At 59.4% G+C, this 26,547-nt stretch carries 26 protein-coding genes; all 26 read right to left on the bottom strand.

Annotated features, from left to right (window positions below):
* Nucleotides 1-194: 194 nt before the first annotated feature.
* The 26 genes from KW848_RS07875 to pseB all read right to left on the bottom strand — a co-directional run bounded on the left by KW848_RS07875 (nucleotide 195) and on the right by pseB (nucleotide 26,528).
* The gene (locus tag KW848_RS07875; protein WP_218536496.1) at nucleotides 195-1,556 is read right to left on the bottom strand and encodes a flagellar hook-length control protein FliK; all 1,362 of its coding nucleotides are present in this window, start codon (nucleotides 1,554-1,556) and stop codon (nucleotides 195-197) included.
* Nucleotides 1,557-1,639: 83 nt separating this feature from the next.
* Complete coding sequence (locus KW848_RS07870) at nucleotides 1,640-2,008, bottom strand: Hpt domain-containing protein (RefSeq protein WP_218536495.1); 369 nt, start codon at nucleotides 2,006-2,008, stop codon at nucleotides 1,640-1,642.
* Nucleotides 2,009-2,038: 30 nt separating this feature from the next.
* Entirely contained in the window at nucleotides 2,039-3,745 is a 1,707-nt protein-coding gene (locus tag KW848_RS07865; RefSeq protein ID WP_218536494.1) for a fused response regulator/phosphatase, read from the bottom strand.
* Between the two features lie 5 nt (nucleotides 3,746-3,750).
* The gene (locus KW848_RS07860; protein ID WP_111451877.1) at nucleotides 3,751-4,056 is read right to left on the bottom strand and encodes an STAS domain-containing protein; all 306 of its coding nucleotides are present in this window, start codon (nucleotides 4,054-4,056) and stop codon (nucleotides 3,751-3,753) included.
* A 95-nt stretch (nucleotides 4,057-4,151) separates the two neighbouring features.
* Nucleotides 4,152-4,601 carry a flagellar export protein FliJ gene (gene fliJ / locus KW848_RS07855; protein WP_056742083.1) on the bottom strand — a complete coding sequence of 150 codons (450 nt, stop codon included), beginning with the start codon at nucleotides 4,599-4,601 and terminating at the stop codon, nucleotides 4,152-4,154.
* Nucleotides 4,602-4,607: 6 nt separating this feature from the next.
* Nucleotides 4,608-5,966 (bottom strand): flagellar protein export ATPase FliI, encoded by a 1,359-nt coding sequence (gene fliI, locus KW848_RS07850; protein ID WP_008151063.1) that lies wholly within the window; start codon nucleotides 5,964-5,966, stop codon nucleotides 4,608-4,610.
* Complete coding sequence (gene fliH, locus KW848_RS07845) at nucleotides 5,956-6,765, bottom strand: flagellar assembly protein FliH (protein ID WP_111451876.1); 810 nt, start codon at nucleotides 6,763-6,765, stop codon at nucleotides 5,956-5,958. The genes fliI and fliH overlap by 11 nt, the downstream gene beginning before the upstream one ends.
* Nucleotides 6,766-6,772: 7 nt before the next feature.
* Nucleotides 6,773-7,792 (bottom strand): flagellar motor switch protein FliG, encoded by a 1,020-nt coding sequence (fliG, locus tag KW848_RS07840; protein ID WP_007948903.1) that lies wholly within the window; start codon nucleotides 7,790-7,792, stop codon nucleotides 6,773-6,775.
* Nucleotides 7,785-9,569 carry a flagellar basal-body MS-ring/collar protein FliF gene (gene fliF / locus KW848_RS07835; protein ID WP_111451875.1) on the bottom strand — a complete coding sequence of 595 codons (1,785 nt, stop codon included), beginning with the start codon at nucleotides 9,567-9,569 and terminating at the stop codon, nucleotides 7,785-7,787. The genes fliG and fliF overlap by 8 nt, the downstream gene beginning before the upstream one ends.
* A gap of 15 nt (nucleotides 9,570-9,584) precedes the next feature.
* Nucleotides 9,585-9,914 carry a flagellar hook-basal body complex protein FliE gene (fliE, locus tag KW848_RS07830; RefSeq protein WP_111451874.1) on the bottom strand — a complete coding sequence of 110 codons (330 nt, stop codon included), beginning with the start codon at nucleotides 9,912-9,914 and terminating at the stop codon, nucleotides 9,585-9,587.
* 130 nt (nucleotides 9,915-10,044) lie between these two features.
* Nucleotides 10,045-11,430, bottom strand: coding sequence for a sigma-54-dependent response regulator transcription factor FleR (gene fleR, locus KW848_RS07825; RefSeq protein WP_218536493.1), 1,386 nt, complete (start codon nucleotides 11,428-11,430; stop codon nucleotides 10,045-10,047).
* 5 nt (nucleotides 11,431-11,435) lie between these two features.
* Nucleotides 11,436-12,641 (bottom strand): PAS domain-containing sensor histidine kinase, encoded by a 1,206-nt coding sequence (locus KW848_RS07820; protein ID WP_218536492.1) that lies wholly within the window; start codon nucleotides 12,639-12,641, stop codon nucleotides 11,436-11,438.
* Nucleotides 12,642-12,769: 128 nt separating this feature from the next.
* Nucleotides 12,770-14,245, bottom strand: a complete 1,476-nt coding sequence (locus tag KW848_RS07815) for a sigma-54 dependent transcriptional regulator (RefSeq protein WP_218536491.1) — start codon at nucleotides 14,243-14,245, stop codon at nucleotides 12,770-12,772.
* A 173-nt stretch (nucleotides 14,246-14,418) separates the two neighbouring features.
* Nucleotides 14,419-14,715, bottom strand: a complete 297-nt coding sequence (locus KW848_RS07810; RefSeq protein ID WP_056742091.1) for a hypothetical protein — start codon at nucleotides 14,713-14,715, stop codon at nucleotides 14,419-14,421.
* Nucleotides 14,716-14,725: 10 nt separating this feature from the next.
* Nucleotides 14,726-15,121, bottom strand: a complete 396-nt coding sequence (gene fliS, locus KW848_RS07805) for a flagellar export chaperone FliS (protein WP_218536490.1) — start codon at nucleotides 15,119-15,121, stop codon at nucleotides 14,726-14,728.
* A gap of 126 nt (nucleotides 15,122-15,247) precedes the next feature.
* Nucleotides 15,248-16,690 (bottom strand): flagellar filament capping protein FliD, encoded by a 1,443-nt coding sequence (fliD, locus tag KW848_RS07800; protein ID WP_218536489.1) that lies wholly within the window; start codon nucleotides 16,688-16,690, stop codon nucleotides 15,248-15,250.
* Between the two features lie 82 nt (nucleotides 16,691-16,772).
* Nucleotides 16,773-17,138, bottom strand: coding sequence for a flagellar protein FlaG (locus KW848_RS07795; RefSeq protein WP_218536488.1), 366 nt, complete (start codon nucleotides 17,136-17,138; stop codon nucleotides 16,773-16,775).
* Between the two features lie 72 nt (nucleotides 17,139-17,210).
* Complete coding sequence (locus KW848_RS07790; RefSeq protein WP_218536487.1) at nucleotides 17,211-18,056, bottom strand: flagellin domain-containing protein; 846 nt, start codon at nucleotides 18,054-18,056, stop codon at nucleotides 17,211-17,213.
* A gap of 253 nt (nucleotides 18,057-18,309) precedes the next feature.
* Entirely contained in the window at nucleotides 18,310-18,576 is a 267-nt protein-coding gene (locus KW848_RS07785) for a hypothetical protein (RefSeq protein ID WP_218536486.1), read from the bottom strand.
* Nucleotides 18,573-19,865 carry a motility associated factor glycosyltransferase family protein gene (locus KW848_RS07780; protein ID WP_218536485.1) on the bottom strand — a complete coding sequence of 431 codons (1,293 nt, stop codon included), beginning with the start codon at nucleotides 19,863-19,865 and terminating at the stop codon, nucleotides 18,573-18,575. The genes KW848_RS07785 and KW848_RS07780 overlap by 4 nt, the downstream gene beginning before the upstream one ends.
* A gap of 97 nt (nucleotides 19,866-19,962) precedes the next feature.
* A complete protein-coding gene (locus KW848_RS07775; RefSeq protein WP_074874525.1) occupies nucleotides 19,963-20,889 on the bottom strand; it encodes a ketoacyl-ACP synthase III in 927 nt (308 codons plus the stop codon).
* 228 nt (nucleotides 20,890-21,117) lie between these two features.
* On the bottom strand, nucleotides 21,118-22,170 hold the full coding sequence (gene pseI, locus KW848_RS07770) for a pseudaminic acid synthase (RefSeq protein ID WP_111451868.1): 1,053 nt from the start codon (nucleotides 22,168-22,170) through the stop codon (nucleotides 21,118-21,120).
* Nucleotides 22,163-23,668, bottom strand: coding sequence for a UDP-2,4-diacetamido-2,4,6-trideoxy-beta-L-altropyranose hydrolase (gene pseG / locus KW848_RS07765; protein ID WP_218536484.1), 1,506 nt, complete (start codon nucleotides 23,666-23,668; stop codon nucleotides 22,163-22,165). Before pseG ends, pseI begins: the two co-directional genes overlap by 8 nt.
* Entirely contained in the window at nucleotides 23,665-24,360 is a 696-nt protein-coding gene (pseF, locus tag KW848_RS07760; RefSeq protein WP_218536483.1) for a pseudaminic acid cytidylyltransferase, read from the bottom strand. The genes pseG and pseF overlap by 4 nt, the downstream gene beginning before the upstream one ends.
* A gap of 6 nt (nucleotides 24,361-24,366) precedes the next feature.
* Nucleotides 24,367-25,530 (bottom strand): UDP-4-amino-4,6-dideoxy-N-acetyl-beta-L-altrosamine transaminase, encoded by a 1,164-nt coding sequence (gene pseC, locus KW848_RS07755; protein WP_218536482.1) that lies wholly within the window; start codon nucleotides 25,528-25,530, stop codon nucleotides 24,367-24,369.
* On the bottom strand, nucleotides 25,527-26,528 hold the full coding sequence (pseB, locus tag KW848_RS07750; RefSeq protein ID WP_074874516.1) for a UDP-N-acetylglucosamine 4,6-dehydratase (inverting): 1,002 nt from the start codon (nucleotides 26,526-26,528) through the stop codon (nucleotides 25,527-25,529). The genes pseC and pseB overlap by 4 nt, the downstream gene beginning before the upstream one ends.
* Nucleotides 26,529-26,547: the final 19 nt, after the last annotated feature.

Genomic DNA, 26,547 nt, shown 5'->3' with positions numbered 1-26,547 from the left:
TCGCACGGCAAGGCAAGAGCAAGTGTTATGCCAGAAGTGTCTGGGAGACAGGGGAGACGGCGGATGACGCCCCACACAAAACCCAGTGGGAGCGGGCTTGCTCGCGAAGGCGGTGTGTCAGACAACAGAAATGTTGAATGTCCAACCGTATTCGCGAGCAAGCCCGCTCCCACAGGGATTGGTGTTGGGCTTTATCAGGCGTAGTAGTCGACGGCGCTGGAGCCAATGACGCTGGTGGTGCTGGCCGCTACTTCGGCAGCTGTTGGTGCCAGCTCTTCGTCCATGGAATCGAGACGACCACCGCTGGCGTTGGTGCGTCCACCCTGACTTTGACCCTGTTGAGCCTGCTCCTGCCCCTGGCCCTGCCAGCCACGAGACTGATCGGACACATTGACATCGACCTGGCCCATGCCCTGCTGCGCAAACATGTCACGCAAGCGATGCATCTGCCCGTCCAGCGCTTCGCGAACACTTGGATGAGCACTCATGAACGTCACTTGGGTCTGCTGATCCGGAACCATGTTCACCCGAATGTCCAGGCGCCCCAGTTCGGCCGGTTGCAACTGGATGTCGGCGGCCTTGAGATTGGCACTGGACAGGTACATGACCCGGTTCACCACTTCTTCGGTCCAGCCGCTCTGATGCATGGCGATCGGTTGATTCACCGGCAACGCGTTGGCGGTTTTCGGCGTGGCCGCCTGGGTCAGTGCCGCCAGACGGTTGGCGAAATCGTCGACCCGGGTATCGCTACTCGCGGACTTCAGGTCCTTGAGACCGTCATCGATAAGACCACTGAAGGCCTTGTCGCCGCCCTGGCTGGTGCTGTCCTTGTCGGCTTGCACATCGAGCATGCTCGCCATGCCGGCGGCGAAGGTCTGCGCCGAGGTTGACTCGCCGTCGGCCTGTGCCTGGGCCGAGGTCGGTGCCGCTTTGGGCTGGGCCTGACTCGCAGCCGAAATATGGCCGCCCTGCTCCATGGCCATACGCACGGCCGGCAATGCATCGAGAGGATCAGCTTCGGGATCGAAATCGGTGTCAGTGCTTGCAACGACCGGAGTCGTTGCCGCCGTCACAGCCACCTCGACCTGCGGTTGCGGGGTGACTACAACGGGCGGAGCGGCCGGTACCGGCGCTGGCACCGCAGGTTGTACTGCCTGCATCAACGCAGGATCCAGCGTCGGGTCAACGGGCGCGGCATCGGCAACCGGCGTCTGCGCAGTATCCGACCCGTCATCACTGGTGGCCTCGTCGTCAGCCTGCGCCGGTTTATCGGCGGGCAAGGATTTGCCGCTATCGGCAACCGCAGGTTCCGGGGCGGCAGACTCGTCGTTGCTGACGTCCTTTTTATCGGGGCTGTCCGGCGCTTTATCGCGTATCGGCCTGGCCGATCCATCATCCACCGCAGACGGTTTGTTCCGGGCTTGATTGGCGTAGACCTGAGCGAAGCTGGATGCCTTGTCCCCAGGCTCAGCGGCCAGCGCCGGAGTATTGGCGCAAGCGACTTGAGTCTTGGCCTGCGCGGCGGCCTGAAGAAGCATATTGGGGGTAACGGGCATGGAACGGTCTCCGCTGCACTGGGATCGTAGGTACAGTTGATTGAGATTAGTGCAAAGGTCGAGCCAGACTTGAGCGACAGGTGCTAAAAGCGCCGGACGGTCTCATTGGCAGAGAGGGAACGCTGACGCTCGGCCTCATAGAGCGGCCGGACGAACGCAAATTCGTCATCAATTTCGTCCACCAGTTTTTCAATGCCGGTGAGGCTTTTTTGCTTGGCGCGCTCCTCCAGCTCATGGCACAACTCAGCCAGGCGAATGGCGCCCATGTTGCTGCTGCTGCCCTTGAAGCTATGGGCAGCATTCATGAGCTGCGCGGCATCTTCAGCCTTTCGCAAGATGCGTAAACGCTCTTCGGAATCGGCGAGAAAGGTATCCAGCAACATCGGATACTCATCCTCCATGACCTCTTGCAACGCGTTCAACACGTCGCGGTCCAGGTGTGTGTCAGCCACTTGCTCACTCCTTGATCAAGAATGCGTGGATTATGCCAGAGCCTCCCAGAAAAACTCCACGCGGGCACTTCGACCATCATCAGACCAACTCGCATTGTGGCCCATCTGACGGATCAGATTGACGCCACGTCCCGACAGCCGGACACCATCGACGGGCCGCTCCATCACCCGCGCGACATCGAAACCCTTGCCACTGTCTTCAACCCGAACAATCAGGCACCCGCCCTCGCCCTTGGGTGTCACCTGCAAATGCACCCGCACGAAGCCGTCCTGCAACGCGTCCAAGCGTGTATTGCGCTGTTGATAATAGCGGGTAAAACCCGAGGCATCGCGCTTGAGCGCCGAATCCAGCCCCAGCACCCCATGCTCCAGGGCATTGGAATACAGTTCGGCCAAAACACTGTAGAGCGCCCCGCTCTGAGCCCGCAGACCGTGGACCTCAAGCAGCAATTGCAGAAGATACGGCAGCGGATTGAAGCGTTTGAGCGTGGCGCCGCGAAATTCGAAACTCACTGACCAGTCCAGCGGGCAGGACTGACCACTGTCGGAATACACCGGCGCCGGCGGGCTCAGTTGTGCGGCCTCCAGCAGACTGACCTCGACCATGCTCACGTCATCACGGGCCTCGCCGCGAAAGTCCCGCAACGCCTGCTCGATCTCTTCGAACAGCTCATCAGGCTGACGATTGGCCGCAAACACCTGCTGCAATCGCTCCACACCAAACAACTGTTCGTTGGCATCGCAGGTATCAATCACCCCGTCGGACAACAGGAAGACCCGATCCCCGACCGCCATCGGAAACACCTCGGAGCGGTCAACAAAGGATTGCGGGCTCAGCACGCCGAGCGGTAAATGCCGAGCCGTCAGTGGCGTTCGCTCACCGCTGGCGATGCTGTGCAGGTAACCGTCCGGCATTCCGCCGTTCCAGACCTCCACCGAGCGTCGCTGAAAACTCAGGCACAGCATCGTTGCACAACAGAACATGTCCACCGGCAGGATGCGCTTGAGCTTGGCGTTCATCTCGCGCAGGGTTTCGGACAGGCCGTAACCCTTGGCGGTCATGCCATAGAAAACTTCGGCCAAGGGCATGGCACCGACCGCGGCCGGCAAACCGTGACCGGTAAAATCACCGAGCAGCACGTGCATGTCGCCGGCGGGGGTGAACGCGGCCAGCAGCAGATCGCCGTTGAACAACGCATAGGGCGATTGCAGGTAGCGAATATTGGGTGCACTCAAGCAGCCGGAGTGGGCCACCTTGTCGAACACCGCCTTGGCCACGCGCTGCTCGTTGAGCAGGTACTCGTGATGCTTGGCGATCTGGTCGCGCTGTTGCAACACCGTGGCCTGCAATCGTCGCAAGCGGTCCATCGCCTTGATCTTGGCGCCGAGGATCACCTGGTTGTAGGGCTTTGCCAGAAAGTCGTCGCCCCCGGCCTCCAGACAGCGGGCCAGCGCTTCGCTTTCTGTCAGCGAGGTGAGGAAGATGATCGGCACCAGGGTTTCCCCTGCCAATACCTTGATCTGCCGCGCCGCCTCAAAACCGTCCATCACCGGCATCATCGCGTCCATCAGCACCAGTTGCGGTCGTTGCTGGCGAAACGCTTTAACCGCTTCGGCACCGTTGGCGGCGGTCAGCACCTCATGCCCCTGGCGACGAACGATGGTCGACAGCAGCATGCGATCGGCCGCACTGTCTTCGGCGATCAGGATCGTCAGCGGTTCGAACAAGGCCTGCATGGCGGTCACGCCACGTCGAAGATTTGTTCGAAGTTGGAGATGGCGAGAATCTTGCGCACATCTGCGTTAGCGTTGGTCAACGTGATCTCGGCATTCTCGCCGCCCGCGTGATCACGCAATAGCAGCAGCATGCCGAGCGCTGAGCTGTCGAGGTAGGTGGCATCTTTCAGATCCACTTCGAAGGACTCGGGTTTTGGCGAAAGATTTTCGTAGGATTCACGAAATTCCTGATGCTTGGCGAAATCGAAACGTCCCTTGACCGATATCGTCAGCTTTTGCCCATCTTGGGAGACTTCTGTAACAACTGGCATTTAACGGCTTCCTTGTCATTGGTGAACGTACGTGTACAAGGTTTAGCACTTGGCGAGGGCAGGAGCAAGGCGGGAAACGGTTGAACCCTGCCTGATCAATACGGATCCTGACGCGGCAACCGCTGGGACAACTCATCCAGCAGCTTTTGCTCACGCCGGTCTTCCAGCCGCCGCGCTTCATCCCTGTAGCGCAACACCAGTTTGCGCAAGCCTTCGACCCGGGCAAACGCCTGCTGCCAGGACTCCCGCGCCTTGTTCAGGTTGTTTTGATGCCATACCAGGCTTTGTCGCTGCTGGTCGATGGCGGTCCCCAGTTGCGCAAGAAAGCCTTGATAACCCAGCAGCCATTGGCCCGACACGCCACTGCTGCCGCGCACGATCCACTGCTCCTGGTAATCGAGACGAAAGGCTTCGAGGTCAGCGAGTTTACTTTCCGCCAGACGGACTTGCCCCTGAAAGTGTCCCAGACGCAGGACCGCTGTTTTCTCGGCCTTTTCGGCCATTTCGACCACGGGGGCCAGGCGCGAGGCTCGGCTCTGGGCCATGGTCGGTTAGCCGCCGGCCGCGGGAGCGAAAATCGTGCCTAGATAGGCTTCGCTTTCGCCCAGGCCGATGCTGTCGTTCAGGCCCTGGCGCAGGTATTTCACCAACTGCGGCTGCAGGGAAATCGCCAGGTCAGTTTCCCGATCACCACCGGCGACGTAGGCACCGACACTGATCAGGTCTCGACTTTGTTGATAACGCGACCACAGCTGCTTGAAGTACTGGGCACGCATCATGTGTTCCGGCGTAACCACCGACGGCATGACCCGGCTGATGGACGCTTCGATATCGATGGCCGGGTAATGACCTTCCTCGGCCAGGCGCCGGGACAGCACGATGTGCCCGTCGAGCACGCCTCGCGCGGCGTCGGCAATCGGGTCCTGCTGGTCATCGCCTTCGGACAGTACGGTGTAGAACGCAGTGATCGAACCGCCGCCCTTCTCGGCATTACCGGCCCGCTCCACCAGTTTCGGCAGTTTGGCGAACACCGATGGCGGATAGCCCTTGGTCGCTGGCGGCTCGCCGATGGCCAGGGCGATTTCCCGCTGGGCCTGAGCGAAACGGGTCAGGGAGTCCATCAGCAACAGGACGTTCTTGCCCTTGTCGCGGAAATACTCGGCGATTCGCGTGCAGTACATCGCCGCGCGCAGACGCATCAGCGGCGCATCGTCCGCCGGGGACGCCACCACGACCGAACGCTTGAGGCCTTCTTCACCGAGGATGTGCTCGATGAATTCTTTAACTTCACGACCCCGCTCACCGATCAGCCCGACGACGATGATGTCGGCCTCGGTGAAGCGGGTCATCATGCCCAACAGCACACTCTTGCCCACGCCAGTACCGGCGAACAGGCCCAGACGCTGACCGCGACCGACCGTCAACAAACCGTTGATGCTGCGAATGCCCACGTCCAGCGGCTCGCTGATCGGTTCGCGCTTGAGCGGGTTGATGGTCGGGCCGTCCATCGGCACCCAGTCTTCGGCCTTCATCCCGCCCTTGCCGTCCAGCGCGCGACCGGCGCCATCGAGCACCCGCCCGAGCATGCTCATGCCCATCGGCAGACGGCCGGTATCGGCCAGAGGAACCACACGAGCACCGGGAGCGATGCCGGCAACACTGCCGACCGGCATCAGAAACACCTTGCTGCCGGAGAAGCCCATGACTTCGGCTTCGACCTGCACCGGGTGATAACTGTCGTCGTTAATGACCATGCAGCGGCTGCCCATGGCGGCGCGCAAACCCTCGGCCTCGAGGGTCAGGCCGACCATGCGCAACAAGCGGCCTTCAAGGATCGGCGCGCCTGCAAGCTCCGTGGCCTCGGCGTAACTGCCGAGGCGCTTGGCGAAGCTGGTGCGATCAAGGCGCATCGGGAACATCCGGTTCAGGTTCGACCGGCACGACCGCTGGCTTGTCGCTGATCGGCAGCTCCAGGCTCAGATCCGGCTCGGCCGGATGCAAGACCTGTTCGTGCAACTGATCGAAGAGCTTGTCCATGACCCGCGCAACGCGGGTTTCGACCGTGGCATCGATGCGACTGTGTTCAGTCTCGACCCGGCAACCGCCGGGCAACAATGCCTCGTCCTCGACGATGCGCCAGGTTTCTTCATGGCGCTCGCGCAGGGCTTTGACCTGCTCGAAATCTTGCGGATTGATGTACAGCCGCACATTGCCCACGCCCAGCGGCAAGAGTTTGAGGGCCTCGCGCATGACGTGTTCGATTTGCGTCGAGTCGATGGCCAGTTCGCGCTGAATCACCTGTTTGGTGATGTGCTGCACCAGGTCGACCAGGGACTTTTCGATCAGGGTGTCCTGCTCGGCGATAGGCTCGAACAAATGCCCCATCAGTTGCTCCAGAGCGGCAATCTTGGCGGCCAGGGCCACCTCGGCTTCCTGGCGGACCTTGAGCGTAGTGCTGTGGAAACCTTCTTTCTCGCCCGTGGCGAAGCCTTCGTTGTAGGCCTCCTGGCGAATGCTTTCGAGCTCTTCAAGGGTCAGTGGCTGGACTTCATCCAGTGGCACTTCTTCCATTTCCGGCGGCTCGGGCTCAGGTTCCGGCTCGGGTTCCGGCACGAACGGATCGAAACTGGGCAGCGACCAGACGTCGAAACCATCGACGTCCTTGCCGCGGATCAGGTCGGTGTTGGACTCATCATGTTTGGACGACATAGTGACCTTAGATCATCTCTTCGCCGCCCTTCCCGCCGAGAACGATTTCTCCGGCTTCGGCCATACGGCGGGCAATGGTGAGGATTTCTTTCTGCGCGGTTTCCACGTCGCTGACGCGCACCGGGCCTTTGGCCTCGAGGTCGTCGCGCAACAGTTCGGCCGCCCGTTTGGACATGTTCTTGAAAATCTTTTCTTTGACGCCTTCGTCCGAACCCTTGAGGGCCAGCACCAGCACGTCGGAGGACACTTCACGCAGCAACGCTTGAATACCGCGATCGTCGACATCGGACAGGTTGTTGAACACAAACATGAGGTCTTCGATCTGACCGGACAGGTCTTCGTCGACTTCGCGAATCGAGTCCATCAGCTGACCTTCGATCGAGCTGTCGAGGAAGTTCATGATATCCGCCGCGCGCTTGATGCCACCCAAGGTGGTGCGCGAAGCATTCGAGTTGCCGGAGAACTGCTTCTCAAGAATCTGGTTGAGTTCTTTCAGGGCCGCTGGCTGCACGGTATTCAGCGAGGAGACCCGCAGAATGATGTCCAGGCGCACCTTGTGGTCGAAGTTGCCGAGCACTTCGCCGGCCTGGTCCGGATCAAGATACGCCACCACGATCGCCTGGATCTGCGGGTGCTCGTAACGGATCACGTCGGCGACGGCACGCGGTTCCATCCACTTCAGGCTGTCGAGGCCACTGGTGTTGCCGCCCAGCAGGATGCGGTCGATCAGGCCGTTGGCCTTGTCTTCGCCCAGGGCCTGGGTGAGCATTTTGCGCACGTAGTCATCAGAACCGACGCCGAGGCTGGTCTGGTCGCCGACGATATCGACGAACTCGCTCATCACCTGCTCGACCTGCTCGCGGTGCACGTTACCCATCTGGGCCATGGCCACACCCACCCGCTGGACCTCTTTAGGCCCCATGTGGCGCAGCACTTGGGCGGCGTCGGTCGAACCCAGGGACAGCAGCAGAATCGCGGCTTTGTCGACCTTGGACAGTTTGGCGGCAACGGCTCGGTTATCACTCATCTGCGTTAATCCACTCTTTCACGACCTGGGCCACACGACCCGGATCTTCTGCCACCAGACTCTTGATTGCGTTCAACTGTGCGTCATAGCCTTCGCTCGGGCTCGGCAGCAGAATGCTGGTCGGGCCACCGAGACTGACGCGGTCGTTGGCCAGTTCGCCGTCCAGGCCGCCCATGCCACCCAACTCGACGTCGCTGCCGATGCCTAGATGTTTGTCTTTGCCGCCGCCGGTGATGTTATTGAGCACCGGACGCAGCACACCGAACACCAGCACCAGGATGAACAAGACACCCAGCACTTGCTTGACGATGTCCCAGAACCAAGGCTGGGAGTAGAAAGGAATTTCGGCAATCACTTCACCGCGCTCGGCGGAGAACGGCATGTTGATCACGCTGACGCTGTCGCCACGGCTGGCGTCGAACCCGACGGCGTCCTGTACCAGGCGAGTGAAGCGCGCCAATTCATCGGCGGTCCACGGCGCACGGGTGGTTTCACCGTTGGCCGCGTTGATCTTGACCTGGTCATCCACCACCACCGACACCGAGAGGCGATTCAAACGGCCCTGCTGTTGTTTGGTGTGGCTGATGGAACGGTCGAGTTCGAAGTTCTTGGTGGACTGTTGACGCTTGTCCGCCGGGTACGGCGCCAGCATAGGCTGGCCGGTGGCCGGGTCCATGATTTGCTGACCGTTGGCATCCAGCAGTGGCTGGCCTGGCTGCACCATGCCGGCCGACGCGGTAGCGCCACCGGTGGTTTGCGGTGCGGAGGCAGGCGACGGCGGCTGGTTGCTCAGGGCACCCGGCACACCTTGTGGGCCATTGCTGGCGGTGCGTTGTTCGTTGACCGACTGCTCGCTGCGCAACGCCGGCTGGTCCGGGTTGAACTGCTCGGAGGTCGACTCGACAGCGCTGAAATCCACATCGGCCGAGACTTCGGCTTTATAGCGATCATTGCCCAGCACCGGTTGCAGAATGTTGTGCACGCGCTGAGTCAGCATGCTTTCCATGCGACGGCTGTAATCGAATTGCTTGCCGGCCATGGTCAGCTCGGAATTTTCCGCCTGATCCGACAGCAGGTTGCCCTTCTGGTCGACAACAGTGATCTGGGATTTGCTGAGTTCGGGAACGCTGGTGGCCACCAGGTTGATGATTGCCAGCACCTGACCCGGCTCCAGCGAGCGGCCGGCGTACAGTTCCACCAGAATCGAAGCGCTCGGCTTGCGCTCATCGCGCACGAACACCGAACTTTTCGGAATCGCCAGGTGCACGCGAGCACCCTTGACGTTGTTCAGGCTGGAGATGGTGCGAGCCAGTTCGCCTTCGAGACCGCGACGATAACGGGTCGCTTCCATGAACTGGCTGGTACCCAGGCCCTGGTCCTTGTCGAGGATTTCAAAACCGATGTTGCCATCGCTGGGAGTGACACCAGCGCCCGCGAGTTTGATTCGCGCACGGGACAGGTCATCGGCCTTGACCAGCAAGGCACCGGAGTTCGGTTCAACGGTATAGGGAATGTCGGCTGCGGCCAGGGTATCCATGACCTGTTTGGCGTCCATACCGGCAAGGCTGCCATACAGAGGCCGGTAGTCCGGCTGCTGGGACCACAACACCACGGCAAAGCCAATCGCCACGCTCGCAGCCAGGCCGACCAACAGGCCCACCTGACGCAACATGGTCATCTCGGAGAGGTTTTCCAGGAAGGACAACCCGAACAGCGGCGGCTTGCCGTCTATTGGAGTGGCCTTGGCCGGAACATTATCGGCGACTGCTTCTGCCATGACTCAATCTCGTCCTTAAACCGGCATCTGCATGATGTCTTGGTATGCCTGAACCAGCTTGTTGCGTACTTGGGTCAACGCTTGAAAAGACACGCTGGCCTTCTGCGAGGAAATCATCACGTCCGTCAGGTCGACGCCGCTCTTGCCGATCTCGAAGGCACTGGCCAACTGATTGGACGCCTGCTGGGTGTCGTTCACTTTATTGACGGCCTGACCGAGCATGTCGGAAAAGCTGCTGCCACCCATTTCAGGAACAGCGGCAGTCGATTTCGACGCAGACATGGCATCCATTTGCATGGAGCGCATGTCCAACATCAATCGATTAAATTCAATACCTTGGCTCATGGTCTACTCTCTCTGGCGACCCGCAATTTTTTGACACTCACTCGGCGGGTAGTGAGGTGTTAGCAACAAGGGTGCCAGCTCCGTGGCCGCTCTAAACAAAAGCCGTCCCGGGCTTTGCATGGCTAACGAATCAGGTGGCGAACAAATAAGCTTCCACGTCCATTCCGGCATCACGCATCTGCGCCAGCTTGTAACGCAGGGTGCGCGGGCTGATGCCCAAGCGCTCGGCGGCCTCTTTGCGACGGCCGCGTTCGGAGCGCAAGGTGTCGATGATCATCTGGAACTCACGACGACGCAGGTCATCACCCAGCGCCCCGGCCGACTCGGATTCGACCTCCACGGTTCGCACGGACGCTGGCGCCAAGGCTGGCAACGGCGCACAGGCGACGGGCCCGGCCAGACAGAAATCCTCAGGCTGTATCAATCCGCCCTGCTGCAGGATCAGCGCCCGCTGAATCGCGTTATCCAGCTCCCGCACATTACCCGGCCACGGATAACCGATCAGGCACGCCTGAGCCTCGGGCGACAACCTTGCCGCGGCATGCTTCATTTTATTGACGTACTTGCCCAGAAGACGCTCAGCCAATGGCAGGATGTCGGCGGTACGTTCGCGCAACGGACGCCAGGCCAGCGGAAACACCGACAGGCGATAGTAAAGGTCTTCACGAAAACGCCCCGCTGCCACTTCAGCGGCCAGGTCACGGTTGGTGGTCGCCACGACTCGAATATCCAGCGTGATCGGCTTGCGAGCGCCGACTCGCTCGACTTCGCGCTCCTGCAATACCCGCAGTAACTTGGCCTGAAGGCCCAGGGGCATTTCGGAGATTTCATCGAGTAGGATCGTGCCGCCATCGGCTTGCTCGAACTTGCCGGCCTGCGCTGCGATGGCGCCGGTGAACGAACCCTTTTCGTGACCGAACAAGGTGGCTTCGAGCATGTTGTCCGGGATCGCTGCACAGTTGATCGCAATGAACGGCTGACTGGCGCGGTGAGAGTGCTGATGGATGTAACGCGCCAGCACTTCCTTGCCGGTCCCGGACTCACCGGAAATCAACACCGTGGAATCACTGCGCGCCACTCGTGCGGCCAATTCCAGCAATTGCGCACTGGCCGGCTCGAACGCTACCGGCCCCTCGCCCTCGGTCGCACCGAGACAGCCCAGCGCATGTCGCGCCACCAGATCGAGCAAGGCTTTGGGCTCGAATGGCTTGACCAGGTAATCCGCTGCGCCCTGACGCATCGCATCGACCGCCCGCTCGACAGCACCGTGAGCGGTCATCAGCAACACCGGCAGCTGCGGCTGACGAGTGCGCAGCAATCCGAGCAGTTGATGGCCGTCCATGCCCGGCATGTTGACGTCACTCAGCACCAGGTTGAACGCCTCGGCACCGACCGCCCCCAGCGCTTCTTCGGCCGAGCCTACGGCTTTGAAATCGTGGCCGGCGAGCAGCAGCGTATCGGCCAGTGCTTCGCGTAGCGCGCGGTCATCCTCGACCAGTAAAACCTTGATTGCCATGTCCTTCACTCCGCGCCTTGAGCGCTGGGCTTTTCACCCGAAAAAAGTGGCAGGATCACCTGCGCACACGTGCCGCGACCAAGTCGCGAGCGCAGCTGCAATTCTCCTTGATGAGCACGCGTCACTGCCTTGACCACGGTCAGGCCGAGGCCGGTTCCGGTGGTTTTAGTGGTAAAGAAGGGTTCACCCAGACGCGCCAGTACTTTCGTATCGATGCCACTACCGCTGTCGCTGACCGCTACACGCAGGTTGTTGTCACGGGTATAGAAGTGGACTTTCAAACGCACATCGCCGGCGCTGGCCTGAATGGCATTCTCGATCAGGTTCAGGATCGCCCCGACCAGCGTGTCGCGATTGCACAACAACTCGCCCGAATGACTGTCGCACTGCCAACGAATCGGCAGACCCTGCACGTGTGTCAATGCTGCCGCCTGCAGCGACTGCATCAGCACTTTGGGCGTGACGCGATCGGTCAGCGGCAGCTCGCCGCGCGCAAACACCAGCATGTCGCGAACCTGATGTTCCAACTCATGCAGACGCTCTTTCAGGCGCCCGGCAAAACGTTGCTGGGTCTCGACCGGCAACGCTTGCTCAGTCAAATGACTGGCGTAGAGCAAGGCGGCGGACAAGGGGGTACGAATCTGATGAGCAAGCGAAGCGACCATTCGGCCGAGGGATGACAGACGCTCGTGGCGGGCCAACTGATCTTGCAGATGACGGGTTTCAGTCAGGTCGTTGAGCAGCACCAACTGACCGGGCTCGGCATCCAGCGAGCGCGTTGAGATCGACAAGCGCCGACCGTCCTTGAGGGAGATTTCGTGACCGTCGTCTTCACGGGGCGCAAAGCAGCGGGCAATGACATGACGCCACAGCTCGCCTTCGAGGGGCAGACCGAGCAGTTCGCAGGCAGCAGGGTTGGCTTCGCACACGATGCCTTGGGCGTCGATGACGATGACGCCGCCGGGCAACAGATCGAGCAGGTTTTGCAGCCGGTTGGCCAAGCGTTCTTTTTCCGCCAGCTCCTGCATGCGCTGAGCACTGACCACCGCCAGCTCACCCTTGAGCTCGGTGACCCGGGCTTCGAGCATGCTGTAGGAATCGGTCAATTGGCTCGACATCTGGCTGAACAGTGCAAACGCCTGCTCGAGGCCAAGCCGGCTCGCCTGCTCTACGGACGACGGTTGCCCCGAAGCGTCAGGGACAGGAGACATCTGGGCGGCTTGGGGCATCGTGCTCTCTCGCTTGGCTGACCGTCAGTGAAACGGAACGTTGCGAGGGATATAGCAATACCCGTGCCTAAAAAAAACCGCCTACAAATGAAGGACTTGAAAAACAGGCGTCAATCATCCGCCTGCTCATCACCGTCACGACGGCTCATACCGTACTTGCGCATCTTTTCCACCAGCGTGGTGCGACGAATACGCAGCCGCTCTGCCGCGCGCGCCACGATGCCATTGGCATCATCCAGCGCCTGCTGAATCAGCCCTTGTTCCAGACCACCGAGGTAGTCCTTCAGGTCCAGACCTTCCGGTGGCAGCATGGCGCCGGCAGAGAAGTCCGGAGTATGACCGTTGATGGCCACGCGCTCTTCAAGATCGCTGCGAAAGCTGTCGACCAGTTGCTCATCTTCGTCGTCGACGTAACGGAATTTCTTCGGCAGCTCGACCACGCCGATCACCCCGTACGGATGCATGATCGCCATGCGCTCCACCAGGTTGGCGAGTTCGCGGACGTTGCCCGGCCAGCCGTGGCGACACAGCGACATGATCGCTGCGGAATTGAAACGGATCGACCCACGCTTCTCGTGCTCCATGCGCGAGATCAACTCGTTCATCAGCAGCGGAATGTCTTCGACACGCTCGCGCAGTGGTGCCATTTCGATCGGGAACACGTTCAGACGATAGTACAAGTCTTCGCGGAAGGTACCGACCTCGATCATGCTTTCGAGATTCTTGTGGGTTGCCGCGATGATCCGCACGTCGACGCTCTGGGTCTTGTTGCTGCCCACGCGCTCGAAGGTGCGCTCCTGCAATACGCGCAGCAACTTGACCTGCATCGGCAACGGCATGTCACCGATTTCATCGAGGAACAGCGTGCCGCCATTGGCCAGTTCGAAACGCCCGGCGCGGCTGGTGATTGCCCCGGTGAAGGCGCCCTTCTCGTGGCCAAACAGTTCGCTTTCCAGCAACTCGGCCGGGATCGCGCCGCAGTTGACCGGTACGAACGGCGCTTCACGACGCTTGGAGTGATAGTGCAGGTTGCGCGCGACCACTTCCTTGCCGGTCCCGGACTCACCGAGGATCAGCACACTGGCATCGGTGTCGGCGACTTGCTGCATCATCTGACGGACGTGTTGAATCGCCCGGCTGGTGCCGACAAGGCTGCGGAAAAGATTGGGCTCACGGTGACGGCCGCGCTCGCGGGCCTGGTCGTACATCTCGCGATAGACCTGGGCACGGTGCAGGGAGTCGAGCAGCTTGCTGTAGCTGGGTGGCATCTCGAGGGTCGAAAGCACTCGGCGGCGCTGGTCTTCAGGCAAGTCAACGGAAGAATTATCACCCATTAACAAAACCGGAAGGAACTCATCCCAGGTCGAGAGTGTCTTTAACAGGCCCACGAGTGCGCCAGGAGCATTGACCGTCCCGATGAGGACACAGATTACTTCACGACTTGATGACAATGAGCCGACAGCCTGCTGCCAGTCATGGCTACCGCAGGGTAAATTTTCTTCGCCAAGAAAATTTAAAATCACCGCCAGGTCGCGGCGGCGGACGCTATCGTCATCAATCAGCAGAATTTTGGTTTCACGCCACATGCAATAGCAACTTCCCTAGTCAACTCAATGCCCAAAATGATGGGGCAAGCTAGACGCTTGCAGACACGTTATGCCTGTAGACGCCTGAAATCTGGAACCAGCCACTAGTTAAGTCAAAAAACCGTGCACAGTCAAATTTATGGCGCACTATGTTTGGATTAACCGGGGATTAATTAACCGAACAGATGGTAAACCTTTGCCGCGTTCTGTGCTTGGTGGATCTGCGACATCTCATCAACTATCGCTTGCCGCTCCCCCGTAGCCGCCTCAAGAAGCTGTTTATACACCCCCAACAACTCCTCAAGATTGTCGCGTAACGCGGCCTCGTCCACCGAAGCTTCACTCAAGACGTCTTCCATGCAGGAACGGCAAGCCAGGTCCAACTCACCAATGGCTTCCCAGTTACGCTCGGCCAAAGCACCGACCAGGCCTTCACGGGTTTGTTCGATTCGCTGCAATACAAGACTCATGGTGATCTCCTTAAAACTGCGGACCCGGCGCAGCGATAGCATCCCAGCCGTCTTTGACGGTGCGAAGCAAATCAGCGACTTCGTCGAGAATCTTTGGATCTGTCTTGATGTTCGCTTCTGTCAGACGCTTCATCATGTAGGTGTACAGCTTGTCCAACTCACCCACGGACTCGACAGAATTTTCCAAGTCCAGACCTTCACGCAAGCCGCCGATGATCCCGATCGCCTTGCCGATGAAAATGCCTTTGTTGGGGATATCCTTGCGCTCCATGGCACCCTTGGCCTGAGCGATGCGATCCAGCCCACCTTCCATGAGCATTTGCACCAGGCGATGGGGGCTGGCTTCGGAAGTCTGGGCCTGAGCGCCAATCTTCTGGTACTGCCGAAGGGCTAACATCGGGTTCATGCTGTACCTCATCAAAACTTTGTGATTCGTATAGCCAGTGTATCGACACGGCGTCAAAAATCTTTAGACCAAACCAAAAAAAGCCCGACAAGCGGAATCCGCTGCCGGGCTTTTGGCGTTTATGCGCTATGAGGCGTTTTTCTGAGCGTTCATCGCCTCGAACATCGAGGTGATGTTGCTGGCAGTGGCCTTTAGCTTACCGACCAGGGCGTCCATGGCGTTGTACTTCTTGGTCAGCACGTCGGTCAGCGTCTCGATCCGACGATCCAGTGCCACCTGCTGGCTGGCCAGGTTGGTTTTGACCTTCGCCAGGCTGGTCGAACGCGCATCAAGGATGCCTTCGCTGCCAGTGACGGTATAAGGCGTAATCACCGCATTCATTCGTTCCAGCAGCCCCTTGGCCGCATCACCGGTCGCCGCTGGATCACCCAGGAACAGCTTCTGAACCTCACCACCCAGCTTCTGCGTATCCATAGCTGCAGAGAACTTGATGCTGTCAAAATCGAGCGCACCGGTTTTCTGGTTGGTGGTAATACCCAACTGTGAAAGTGCGGTCAGCTTGTCGCCTGCACCCGTACTGGCCAACGGTTCACGGATCGACGCCAGGACGCCCCGAGCCAGCGGGTCACCGGTCAATGCCGCGGCAATGGTTGTCTTGCCATCTTTGTCCAGGGAGGGCTTGGTCAGCGTATTGACGCTGGTGACAACCTGATTGTAAGCATCGACAAAGGCCTGGACCGATTTTTTCAAACCGTCACTGTTCGGCCCGACCGTCACAGTGGACGTTGCCCCACCACCCGCCACCAGATTCAGTGTCAGGCCGGAAATGGCGCTATCCACGGTGTTGGATTTGCTGGTGATCGCCAGTCCGTCAACCGTGAAGCTGGCGTTCACAGCGAGTTCACCGATCGCACCGGCCGAGGCTGCCGTAGGCGTGGCGCCCATTTTCTGCCCCGCGGTGATTTCCAGGCCGGCAATACCACTGAGCGTGATATCAGAACCTGCACCAGTAACAGTGGACCCCATCACCAAACGAGAGCCGAAGGAGTCAGTGACAATGTTGGCACTGAAGCCATTGGCGCCTTGCTGGGTGTTGATCGCATCCCGTACCGATTGCAGCGTGGCGCCGGTGGGAATGTCGACAGGACGGGAAATGCCATTTTGAGTGATATTGAGCGTTCCACTCGGAATGGCACTGCTAGGGCCGCCGGCAAACGCGGCAGTCGCCACTTTCGACGAGGTCGCGAGATTGTTGACCTTGATGACATAAGTGCCGCTGACCGCCGAGTTGCTGGCGACAGAAGTCAGCACTTTGGGATCGGAACTCGTGGCGCTGTAACCCAGGAACTGCTGGGTCTTCGTATCACTGAGGTTTTTGATCGCGGTCTGGAAATTCGCCAACACACTCTTCAGGGTCCCAATACCGGAAATCTGCGAGGTATTGGTGGCCGTCTGACGGGTGATCTGATTCTGCTTGGCTGATTTATCAGCATCAACCAACACTTTGACGATAGCAGTGGTGTCAAGACCGGAGCCTAAACCCAGACCCGGTAGAATTGGACTTGCCATGTTGAACTCCCTTCAGTGTGTCGCCGGCCTTTTGACCACTACAACGCCCAAAAGAACATAGCAACAAAATTCGTGCCAGCTGTCAGACTTTAGCGCTGAACAACAGGCTGCTTGCATCATTCAAACTATTGGCCAGCTTGAGCACTTCTTCGTTGGGGATCTGGCGAACCACTTCACCCGAGTCGCTGGCAATCACTCTGACAATTACTTTGCCTGAAGGCTCATCGATCGAGAACTCCAGATTGCGCTTGACCGATTGAACGAACTTTTCAATTTCCTGAACGGCCATCTTCAGTTTGTCCTGCTCGGTTACCGCGTCTTTTGGCTCATCCTTGACCGTTGCCACTGTGGCAGCATCGGCTCGAGGCTTTTCCACCGGTTTGTCAGCAACAGTCGTCGCCGGCTTCGCAGCTGGATAAGACAAGTTCAGCTTCACGCTCATATCCATGTCCATCACCTCTTAAACTGAAAAAGCGAGAGAGCGCGCGTGCGCACTCCCCCGCCAAAACTTACCCAGCTATTACTGAAGCAGTTTCAGTACAGCGGATGGCAGTTGGTTGGCCTGAGCCAGAACTGCGGTGGAAGCTTGTTGCAGAGTTTGTTGCTTGGTCAACTGTGCAGTTTCAGCAGCGAAGTCGGTATCTTGTACGCGGCTCAGTGCAGCACTGGCGTTTTCGTTGATGTTCTGCAGGTTGGAAATGGTAGTCGAGAAACGGTTCTGAGCAGCACCCAGGTCAGCGCGAGTGGCGTTGATGTTTGCCAGAGCAGTGTTGATAGCCGAGATAGCGGCATCAACGGAGCTGTGGTTACCCGAGTTGGTAGTACCGGAAATGGTAGTACCGGTCATGCCCAGGGCGCTAGCGTCGAAGCTGGTCGACAGGGTCAGAGTGATCTGGTTGTCAGAAGTAGTGTTCGAACCTACCTGGAACTGCATCGCGCCAGCACTACCGTCGATCAGCGCTTTGCCGTTCAGGTTGGTCGACTGAGCGATACGGGTCAGCTCAGCGATCGACTGTTGGAATTCTTTGTCCAGAGCGGTACGGTCAGCAGTGCCGTTGGAGTCGTTACGCGATTGCAGTGCGATTTCACGCATACGCTGCAGGATGTTGGTCGACTCTTGCAGAGCGCCTTCAGCGGTCTGAGCGATCGAAACACCGTCGTTGGCGTTTTTGATAGCAATGGTCTGACCACGGATCTGCGAGGTCATACGGGTAGAGATCTGCAGGCCGGCGGCGTCATCTTTGGCGCTGTTGATTTTCAGGCCGGAAGACAGGCGAGTCATCGAAGTCGACAGAGCGTCGGAAGCACGGTTCAGGTTCTTCTGAACACTCAGAGAAGTAGTGTTGGTGTTTACTGTCAAAGCCATGACGAATTCCTCGTTGGTTGGGTACTGCGGCTTCCGGCCCTGGCAACCGCCGGGTATGGCCTAGAGAACCTTCGTAATAGTTATCGTCGCGAACGCAGGTTGCTTTAGGGGATTTTGAAAAAAATTTGCCATCACACTGCCACCCTCAATGAAACAGGGGCTTGGCGGCAGTTCAATACAGAAAAGTGACGTCAGGGAAATGCCGGTAACGGGACAGCGAGGACTCGCCTGTACCGGCACATATCAAAAAGTGTTAATCGATGGTTGCCGCTTTCAGCAATTCCGACAGCTCATAATCAAGATGATCCGCCAGCGCCAGCCAGTCCTGCGCCTCCTGACGGGCCAGCATGTCGGTGAGCAACGCCGTCCAGCGGGATTGGACCTCGACATTCTCCCGACCCATCGCGGATTGCACATCACTGCAGATCTGCACCATCAGCAGCGCAGCTTCGACATCTCGTCCCAGACGGAACAAAAGCGAACACTGCCGCGCTTCGGCAACCAGGGAAGATTCAGTCATCGCGTGAGCTCCGGGTGAAACGTCGTGCCGACGATCATCGCCCCTGCCCGACTGCTGTTATAGAAAGCCACCCGAGGATGCCCGGCGATGTACCGCTCCAGCTCGCACAGGTAACTGCGGAAATTGAGCTGCGTCTTGACTCGCTGGCCGTGGCCATCGAGGACCCAGTGCCGGGCAGCGCCCACTTGCGGCCCAAGATCACCGTCACTCCAGCCAGCGTGAGTCTTGTTGTTCGGGAAAGCAAAGTCGGCGCCGAACAGAGTGATCTGGCTGCTCCCCATGTGCACCGCCAGGTCCACCGCCGGGTGAATCACGCTGCCACCGACAAAGAGTTGGGCCTTGGGTATTTGCTGGCGCATGTGCTTATAGACAGGACTGGCGGAATAGGCCACGTAACGCTTGCCCTGCCAGCCCCCCAAAACCGCTGGGTCGACCATAGGCATGTAGACCAGCGTGATACCGCTCGTGGCATCGGACGGCAAATGTCGCGTCGAGATGCGCTGGTCAATCGTGACCACCACATCCGGTTTGATCCCATGCTCGACAAGCGGTCGGTAGGCGGTATCGACGCAAATGAACAACGGCCGCCGCGCCTGTTCGCGGACCGTACGCAGCGTATCGAAGTGTTGTTCCAGGCTCGGCCCGGTGGCAATGACAAACACTTCCCTGCCGGAACAGGTGGCAAACAGCTCGGCAGCATCGGCATCGGCGCGAACGTGCTCTACACACGCCTGCAAACGCTCGGCAATTTCCGGATTGTCGGCATCGAATTCGCGATTGTTGAAAGTCAGGTGGGTTTCGCTGATCAGCCGGTCGCGGATTTTGGCGTTGAAGTCGTCCGCCAGCACCAGCTCCGAAGGCAGTGCGAAGTACGGCAACTGGATTTCCGACAGATCGCCGGCATACAGCAACACCACTCGCGAATCGCCGAGCCACGGCTGTTGATCGAGCAGTTGCAGCACCAGGGCAAACACCGCACCGTTCAGAATGTGCACGTACAGCCGTTCAAGCCCGGCACGCTCCAGCAATTGCAGCTGCAAATCACCCAGCCCGGTGCCATAGACATGCACCACCGGACTGTCGACGGGCAGGCTGTCGGCCTGAAGCAATGCTTCGCGAGTGCGGTCATGGCGACTGGTCAACTGAATGCCATTGATGCTCAACGTCGAGCCCAGGCCTTCCACCAGATCCGCTTGCAAGGCGGCGCTGTTCTCCACCACCAATCGATGCCAGACCTTGGGCCAGCGCCGCTGTATCAACTCGCCGTTGCGCTCAAAGAACTCGCTCATGGAGCCTCGCTTTTCATTCGGGCAAAAAAATAGCGCTCAAGGTTACACCTTGAACGCTTTTTTTGTGCCTGGCTTTCTTTGATTAAAGAGCCTGGAATCAAGGGCGATAGATGATCGCCGAACCCCACGACAGACCCACGCCGAAACCGCTCAATGCGACGCGCTTCCAGGCGGAGTCCATGACATGTTTTTCCAACAGCAACGGAATGCTCGAGGACACCGTGTTGCCGGTCTCGACCATGTCCTTGATGAACTTCTCCGGCTCGCCTTCGAAGCGTCGCGCCACGGCATCGACAATCGCTGCACTGCCCTGATGGATGCAAAAGGCATCGATATCATCAGCGGTCAGTTGCGAATCGGCCAGCAACTCGTGCAAATGCGCCGGGACTTTAAGCAGCGCAAAATTGAACACCTGACGGCCGTTCATGAAGAACACCCCATCTGTCACCTTCAGGTGTGGCGCGCCGGAACCGTCAGTGCCGAACTTGGCCTTGCCCAATTGCCATGGCGCGTTTTCACCCATCCAGGTCGCGGTGGCGGCATCACCAAACAGCATGGTGGTATTGCGGTCTTCCGGGTCGACGATCTTCGAGTAAGGATCAGCGGTGATCAGCAGGCCATTCTTCAAGCCTGCAGCTTCCATGAAGCCCTTGATCGCGTAGATGCCGTAGACGTAGCCGGAGCAGCCCAGGGAAATATCGAACGCGGCCACGGTAGTCGGCAGGCCCAGTTTGTCCTGAACGATGGCTGCGGTGTGCGGCAGGCCTTCTTCGTCGCCGTTCTGCGTGACGACGATCAGCACATCGATGTCATCACGTTTCAAGTCGGGATTGTTGGCGAACAGCGCATTGGCTGCTTCGACACACAGGTCCGAGGTTTCCTGCCCGGCGTCTTTACGCGGCAGGAAGGCCGAACCGATTTTGCCCAGGATGAATTCTTCATCCTTTTCGAATTTTGCACCTTGTGCGTAATTGTCCACGCCGGCTACAGGAACGTAGCTCGCAATGCTTTTTATGCCAATCATTACGGCTTCCCAATAATAAACAGCCCAATACCACCGCTCGTAATGATTCGAGGGGCGCCGACAAACGGATAAAAACGTCGCCTCACCGAGGCGACGGCGGGAAGAATATAAGGCTATCACCGGGTCAAAAAGACACCAGGCGCCACCTCCCCGATTTATACAATACAGTGAAGATGCGCGTTATGACTCGCAGGTCACTCTATTTTGCCGAATCAGCGCCACAAGGGGTTATTCGACCAACGACCAGTCCAGCGGCGTTCCGCGTGGGATGGCCAGACGGGCACGGCGGCCCAGAAGCGTTTCCGTGTGTTTGGGAGCCAACCCCAGCCCCGGACGAATGGCTCGCAGATTAGCGACAGTAAAGGGTTCGCCGGCAGCCATGTCCTGAGTCACGTAGAGCGAGCGGCGATACACCAGCGACTTGCGCTCGGCGTCCGTCACACCGTAATGCACATGGCCCATGGCCTGCCACGCGCGTTCGGTTTCTATCACAAGACAGGCGAGCTCCGCCGGTTCCAGCGAAAAACTGGCATCCACACCACCGGCGGAACGGTCGAGGGTGAAATGTTTTTCCACCACCGTCGCCCCCAGCGCCACCGCGGCGACAGACACTCCAACACCCATGGAGTGATCGGACAGACCAACTTCGCAGCCAAACAATTCACGCAAGTGAGGAATCGTCCGCACGTTGCTGTTGGCAGGCGTCGCGGGGTAAGTACTGGTGCACTTGAGCAACACCAGATCCTTGCAACCGGCCTCGCGGGCGGCACGTACGGTTTCATCGAGTTCAGCGATGCTGGCCATGCCGGTAGAAATGATCAATGGCTTGCCGGTCGCAGCGACCCGACGAATCAATGGCAGGTCGGTATTTTCAAAGCTGGCGATCTTGTAGGCCGGTACGTCGAGGCTTTCGAGGAAGTCCACCGCGGTGTCATCGAACGGCGTGGAGAACGCGAGCATGCCCAGTTCTTTGGCCCGGGCGAAAATTGGCGCGTGCCATTCCCAAGGTGTATGGGCCTTCTCGTATAACGCGTACAGCGAAGAACCGGCCCAGAGACTGTTAGGGTCCTTGATGAAGAACTCACCTTCGGACAGGTCCAGGGTCATGGTCTCGGCGGTGTAGGTTTGCAGCTTCAGGGCATGGGCACCGGCCTTGGCCGCGGCTTCGACGATCTGCAGCGCCACATCAAGGGACTGGTTATGGTTGCCACTCATCTCGGCGATGATGAACGGCGGCGCATCGGCACCGATGGAACGATTGCCAATCTTGAAGCTAGTCATTGCGGTGATCCTTCAATATGCGCGTGAACGCGCAAGCACGCTGGGTAAATCCTGCTTCGCGAAACAGCTTCAGCGACGGCTGATTCGCCGGCAACACTTGAGCGGTGATGGCCTGCAGTTGCGGCCAGTGGGTGGTCGCGAAGTCTTCGCCCCGCGCCAACAGCGCCCTGCCCCACCCCAGACCGAGGCGTTCTTCAAGCAGGTAAATCGAGACTTCGGCTTCAAGTCCGTCCAGGTCATAACGCAGTACCCCGACCGGGCCATCATCCGCCTCGGCGATCAGCAGTAATCGCCCCGGGTTACTCAAGCTCGCCGCCAGCCAGTCTTGATGCCGTTGCCAATCGATGACCTGCGTGTCCAGCGACCAGTGCCGCACCGACTCGGCATTGCGCCCCTCGAACAGCAGCTGCGCATCGTCCAGAGACGCCTTGCGAACCTGCAGTACCGCACCGGCGAGCGCTGCCGCAACCCGCTGCGCACCCCGCCCATCGACCAACTGACGCGAGTGTTCGGCCAGACTTTGGCGTAACCCCTGATTGCCCGCGAGAAAAGCAATGGCCTGACGCAACTGCTCGACACTGACGTGCTCGCGGGGGCCCAGATACACATGGGAACCTGAGGTCGCCATGCTTTCGCCGTTGGCCTGCTGATTATTCGAGACCGCGATGCAGATCGTCGGCAGCCCCATGGCCGCCCGCTCCCAACTGGTGCCACCGCCGGCACCGACAAACAGGTCGGCCTCGGTCATCAGTCGGTAAAAGTCACTGACAAAGCTGTGCAAGCGCCAGTTCGGACGACTCGCCGCCAAGGCCTGCATCTGTGCCCAGGCCGGGTTGTCGGCACCGGCGACGAAATCGACTTCGAGCTCATGCAACTCCGCCATTGCCAGCATCGCGTGGTGGGTTTGCATCGCCGCATCGAAGCCACCGAAATTCACCAGCACCCTTTTGGCCTTGGGTTTGATTTCGATAGCCGGGCAACAGAACTCATCGCGCAGCAGGGCAAAACGTGGACCGAGCAAAGTCTGGCAGCCAGGTGCTAGCAGCGAAGCATAGGCTTGTGGCGTACCCGATAAGTTCTGGTTGAGCAGCAAATCAACGCTGTAGGTGCGCGTGGCGAGGTCGTCCACAGCCGCAATCCTTGGCGCCCAGCGGCGGGCCGCGGTCTGCCAATGATGGTCGAGGCCGTAGTGGTCGACGATGACCCAATCGAAGGCCGGATGATTGCTCAGCGCGTGCCCAAGCGCGGCGATGTCCGCCTGCCAAGGCAGCAAGGATTCGATTGCCTGCTGCGGGTCTTCATCAGGGTAACGAGCCGCCAGGGCGAAGACTTCAAAGCCCTCGGCTTGCAGTGCATCCAGTCGATGGCCCGGCAACAGGCGGCAAGCGAAGGCCACCTGCGCGCCTTGCTTGCGCAAGACTCTGGCCAGGGTCAAACAGCGAGCGATGTGGCCGCTGCCAATGGTCGGCGACGCATCGGCGCGGATCAGCACTCTCATTGCAGCTCTCCGCCAGCTTTCAATGCGGCATAGAGGTATTCGGCACGCTTCCAGTCTTCAAGGGTGTCGATGTCCTGCACCAGATACCGCGGCAGAATCACCGGAAGGCTCGCTGGAGAAAACAGCACATCGCCGCGCAACCAGGCCTCTCTTCGCCCCCAATAGAACTGGCCGGCATCCTGATAGGCTTCAGGTAAATCCTGGGAACGGGTGTTGCGAAACTCCGGATAGAGCGAGGTCAAGGCACCCTGCTCGTCGAGGGTCAAGGCACGTTGCACCGGGAAGCCGAAACCGGTCACGGAAAAAGCGAACGACTTGTCCGGATGCTGCACCAGTAATTCATGCCCCTGACGCAGATACTTCGCCTGCAACAGCGGCGCGGTGGCGTAGATGCAACAGACGTAGTCGAAGATCGGTAATTGGCTCAGGGCATGCACGATCACCGCCGCTGTCCCGGTGAAATCATCAGCCAGTTCGACCGGCCGCACGAACGGCACCTGCGCGCCATGAGCCCGGGCGACGTCGGCAATTTCTTGGTCATCCGTACTGACGACGACTTGATCGAACAACCCGCAATCGAGCGCCGTACGGATCGAACGGACGATCATCGGTACACCGTCGAACGGTTTGAGGTTCTTGCGCGGGATTCGCTTGCTGCCACCGCGGGCCGGAATGATTGCAACGCAGCTCAAGTGTCACTACTCCTCAAGAACCAGCCGACGCAGTTGCTCGACCACGAAGTCCTGTTGTTCATCGCTCAGCAAAGGAAACATCGGCAGGCTGATGGCCTCAGCGTAATAACGTTCGGCCTGTGGGAAGTCACCTTCGGCAAATCCCAGCTCGCGATAGTACGGCTGCAAATGCAACGGAATATAGTGCAGGTTCACTCCGATCCCGGCTGCCCGCAACCCTTCGAACACCTGCCGATGGCTGAGGTTGATCCGATCAGGTTGCAACCGCACCACGTACAGATGCCACGCCGACTCGGCTTCGGGCTGCGCACTGGGCAAGGTCAGCGGCAGTAACGCCAGCAATCGGTCATACCGCGCCGCAAGTTCACGACGACGCTCGATGAAGCCATCGAGCTTGTTCAGTTGTGACAAACCGAGCGCCGCTTGCAGATCGGTGATCCGGTAGTTGAAGCCCAATTCCACTTGCTGGTAGTACCAGGGACCGTGACTGGGTTCAGTCATCTGCTGCGGATCGCGGGTCATGCCGTGGCTGCGCAAGCGTTGCAAGCGCTCGGCCAATTCCGGGCGATTGGTCAGGACCATGCCGCCCTCGGCACTGGTGATGATCTTCACCGGGTGAAAACTGAACACCGTTATCGACGCAAATTCGCCGCAGCCCACCGGACGCCCGGCATAGGATGCGCCGACCGCGTGGGACGCGTCCTCGATCACCGTAAAGCCATAGCGTTCCGCCAACTCGGCGATCATGCGCATGTCGCAGCTCTGACCGGAAAACGCCACGGCCACCAGGACCTTCGGCAGCGTGCCGTCACGCTCGGCAGCTTCAAGCTTCGCCGCCAGCGTGTAGGCGTCGAGGTTCCAGGTCAGCGGATCGATGTCGACGAAGTCCACTTCGGCGCCGCAATAGCGACCACAATTGGCCGAAGCCAAAAAGGTGTTCGGCGTGGTCCACAACCGGTCTCCCGGGCCGAGCCCGGCAGCGAGACAGGCAATGTGCAACGCGGCGGTGGCATTGCACACCGCCACCGCGAAATCAGCCTGACAACGCTCGGCCATGGCCTGTTCGAAGCGTTCAATGGTCGGCCCTTGTGTCAGCCAGTCGGACTGCAACACGGCGACCACCGCATCGATGTCTGCCTGATCGAGGCTTTGCCGACCGTAGGGAATCATGCCGACAGCTCCGCGTGCAGATCTGCGATCTGGCCGACCGACAGGAAGTGCGGGTTGGTGTCGGAACGGTACTCGAAATCCTCGCTCACTGGCGTGCCCTGCTCGCCCAGTTTGTCGACAGCAAAATCCACGTCGACGCTGGTGAAACGAATCGACGGTTGAATCGTGTAGTGATCATCGAACTCCAGGGTCATCCGCGCATCATCCAGCGGGACCATCAGCTCATGGAGTTTTTCTCCCGGACGAATACCGACGTTCCTGTGCGGCAAATGTTCAGCCATGCCCAACGCCAGATCGACGATACGAATCGACGGGATCTTCGGCACAAACACTTCACCACCGTGCATGCGGGCGAAGCTGTCGAGCACAAACTGCACGCCGTGATCGAGGGTGATCCAGAAACGCGTCATGCGCTCATCGGTGATCGGCAGCTCCGTGGCGCCCTCGGCAATCAGCTTGCTGAAAAACGGCACCACCGACCCCCGCGAGCCGGCGACGTTGCCGTAACGAACCACCGAAAAACGGGTGTTCTGGTCACCGGCAATGTTGTTCGCGGCGACGAACAATTTGTCCGACAACAGCTTGGTCGCGCCGTACAGATTGATCGGGCTGGCCGCCTTGTCGGTGGACAGCGCGACGACTTTTTTCACGCCGTTATCGATGGCTGCGGCAATGATGTTTTCCGCACCGTTGACGTTGGTACGAATGCATTCGGTGGGGTTGTATTCTGCCGCCGGCACTTGTTTCAGTGCCGCGGCATGCACCACGTAATCGATACCGCGCATGGCCTGACGCAAACGCTCGGCATCACGCACATCGCCGAGGAAGTAACGCATGCACGGCGCGTTGAAGGTCTGTTGCATCTCGTACTGCTTGAGCTCATCGCGGGAGAACACCACCACACGCTTGGGCTGATATTGCTCCAGCAACCGGCGGATGAAATTGCGCCCGAACGAGCCGGTGCCGCCAGAGATGAAAATCGATTTACCGTTGAACATGCCTTGAGTCCTTTTACCT

The organism is Pseudomonas sp. PDM25, assembly GCF_019219045.1.
Lineage (GTDB): Bacteria > Pseudomonadota > Gammaproteobacteria > Pseudomonadales > Pseudomonadaceae > Aquipseudomonas.
This window is presented reverse-complemented; position numbering and strand designations above follow the sequence as displayed.

Excerpts from the sequence above, each read along its gene's own strand:
- KW848_RS07875 (WP_218536496.1), bottom strand. The coding sequence starts at position 1,556 with ATGCCCGTTACCCCCAATATGCTTCTTCAGGCCGCCGCGCAGGCCAAG.
- KW848_RS07865 (WP_218536494.1), bottom strand. The coding sequence starts at position 3,745 with ATGCAGGCCTTGTTCGAACCGCTGACGATCCTGATCGCCGAAGACAGT.
- KW848_RS07860 (WP_111451877.1), bottom strand. The coding sequence starts at position 4,056 with ATGCCAGTTGTTACAGAAGTCTCCCAAGATGGGCAAAAGCTGACGATA.
- fliJ (WP_056742083.1), bottom strand. The coding sequence starts at position 4,601 with ATGGCCCAGAGCCGAGCCTCGCGCCTGGCCCCCGTGGTCGAAATGGCC.
- fliI (WP_008151063.1), bottom strand. The coding sequence starts at position 5,966 with ATGCGCCTTGATCGCACCAGCTTCGCCAAGCGCCTCGGCAGTTACGCC.
- fliH (WP_111451876.1), bottom strand. The coding sequence starts at position 6,765 with ATGTCGTCCAAACATGATGAGTCCAACACCGACCTGATCCGCGGCAAG.
- fliG (WP_007948903.1), bottom strand. The coding sequence starts at position 7,792 with ATGAGTGATAACCGAGCCGTTGCCGCCAAACTGTCCAAGGTCGACAAA.
- fliF (WP_111451875.1), bottom strand. The coding sequence starts at position 9,569 with ATGGCAGAAGCAGTCGCCGATAATGTTCCGGCCAAGGCCACTCCAATA.
- fliE (WP_111451874.1), bottom strand. The coding sequence starts at position 9,914 with ATGAGCCAAGGTATTGAATTTAATCGATTGATGTTGGACATGCGCTCC.
- fleR (WP_218536493.1), bottom strand. The coding sequence starts at position 11,430 with ATGGCAATCAAGGTTTTACTGGTCGAGGATGACCGCGCGCTACGCGAA.
- KW848_RS07820 (WP_218536492.1), bottom strand. The coding sequence starts at position 12,641 with ATGTCTCCTGTCCCTGACGCTTCGGGGCAACCGTCGTCCGTAGAGCAG.
- KW848_RS07815 (WP_218536491.1), bottom strand. The coding sequence starts at position 14,245 with ATGTGGCGTGAAACCAAAATTCTGCTGATTGATGACGATAGCGTCCGC.
- KW848_RS07810 (WP_056742091.1), bottom strand. The coding sequence starts at position 14,715 with ATGAGTCTTGTATTGCAGCGAATCGAACAAACCCGTGAAGGCCTGGTC.
- fliS (WP_218536490.1), bottom strand. The coding sequence starts at position 15,121 with ATGAACCCGATGTTAGCCCTTCGGCAGTACCAGAAGATTGGCGCTCAG.
- fliD (WP_218536489.1), bottom strand. The coding sequence starts at position 16,690 with ATGGCAAGTCCAATTCTACCGGGTCTGGGTTTAGGCTCCGGTCTTGAC.
- KW848_RS07795 (WP_218536488.1), bottom strand. The coding sequence starts at position 17,138 with ATGGATATGAGCGTGAAGCTGAACTTGTCTTATCCAGCTGCGAAGCCG.
- KW848_RS07790 (WP_218536487.1), bottom strand. The coding sequence starts at position 18,056 with ATGGCTTTGACAGTAAACACCAACACTACTTCTCTGAGTGTTCAGAAG.
- KW848_RS07785 (WP_218536486.1), bottom strand. The coding sequence starts at position 18,576 with ATGACTGAATCTTCCCTGGTTGCCGAAGCGCGGCAGTGTTCGCTTTTG.
- KW848_RS07780 (WP_218536485.1), bottom strand. The coding sequence starts at position 19,865 with ATGAGCGAGTTCTTTGAGCGCAACGGCGAGTTGATACAGCGGCGCTGG.
- KW848_RS07775 (WP_074874525.1), bottom strand. The coding sequence starts at position 20,889 with ATGATTGGCATAAAAAGCATTGCGAGCTACGTTCCTGTAGCCGGCGTG.
- pseI (WP_111451868.1), bottom strand. The coding sequence starts at position 22,170 with ATGACTAGCTTCAAGATTGGCAATCGTTCCATCGGTGCCGATGCGCCG.
- pseG (WP_218536484.1), bottom strand. The coding sequence starts at position 23,668 with ATGAGAGTGCTGATCCGCGCCGATGCGTCGCCGACCATTGGCAGCGGC.
- pseC (WP_218536482.1), bottom strand. The coding sequence starts at position 25,530 with ATGATTCCCTACGGTCGGCAAAGCCTCGATCAGGCAGACATCGATGCG.
- pseB (WP_074874516.1), bottom strand. The coding sequence starts at position 26,528 with ATGTTCAACGGTAAATCGATTTTCATCTCTGGCGGCACCGGCTCGTTC.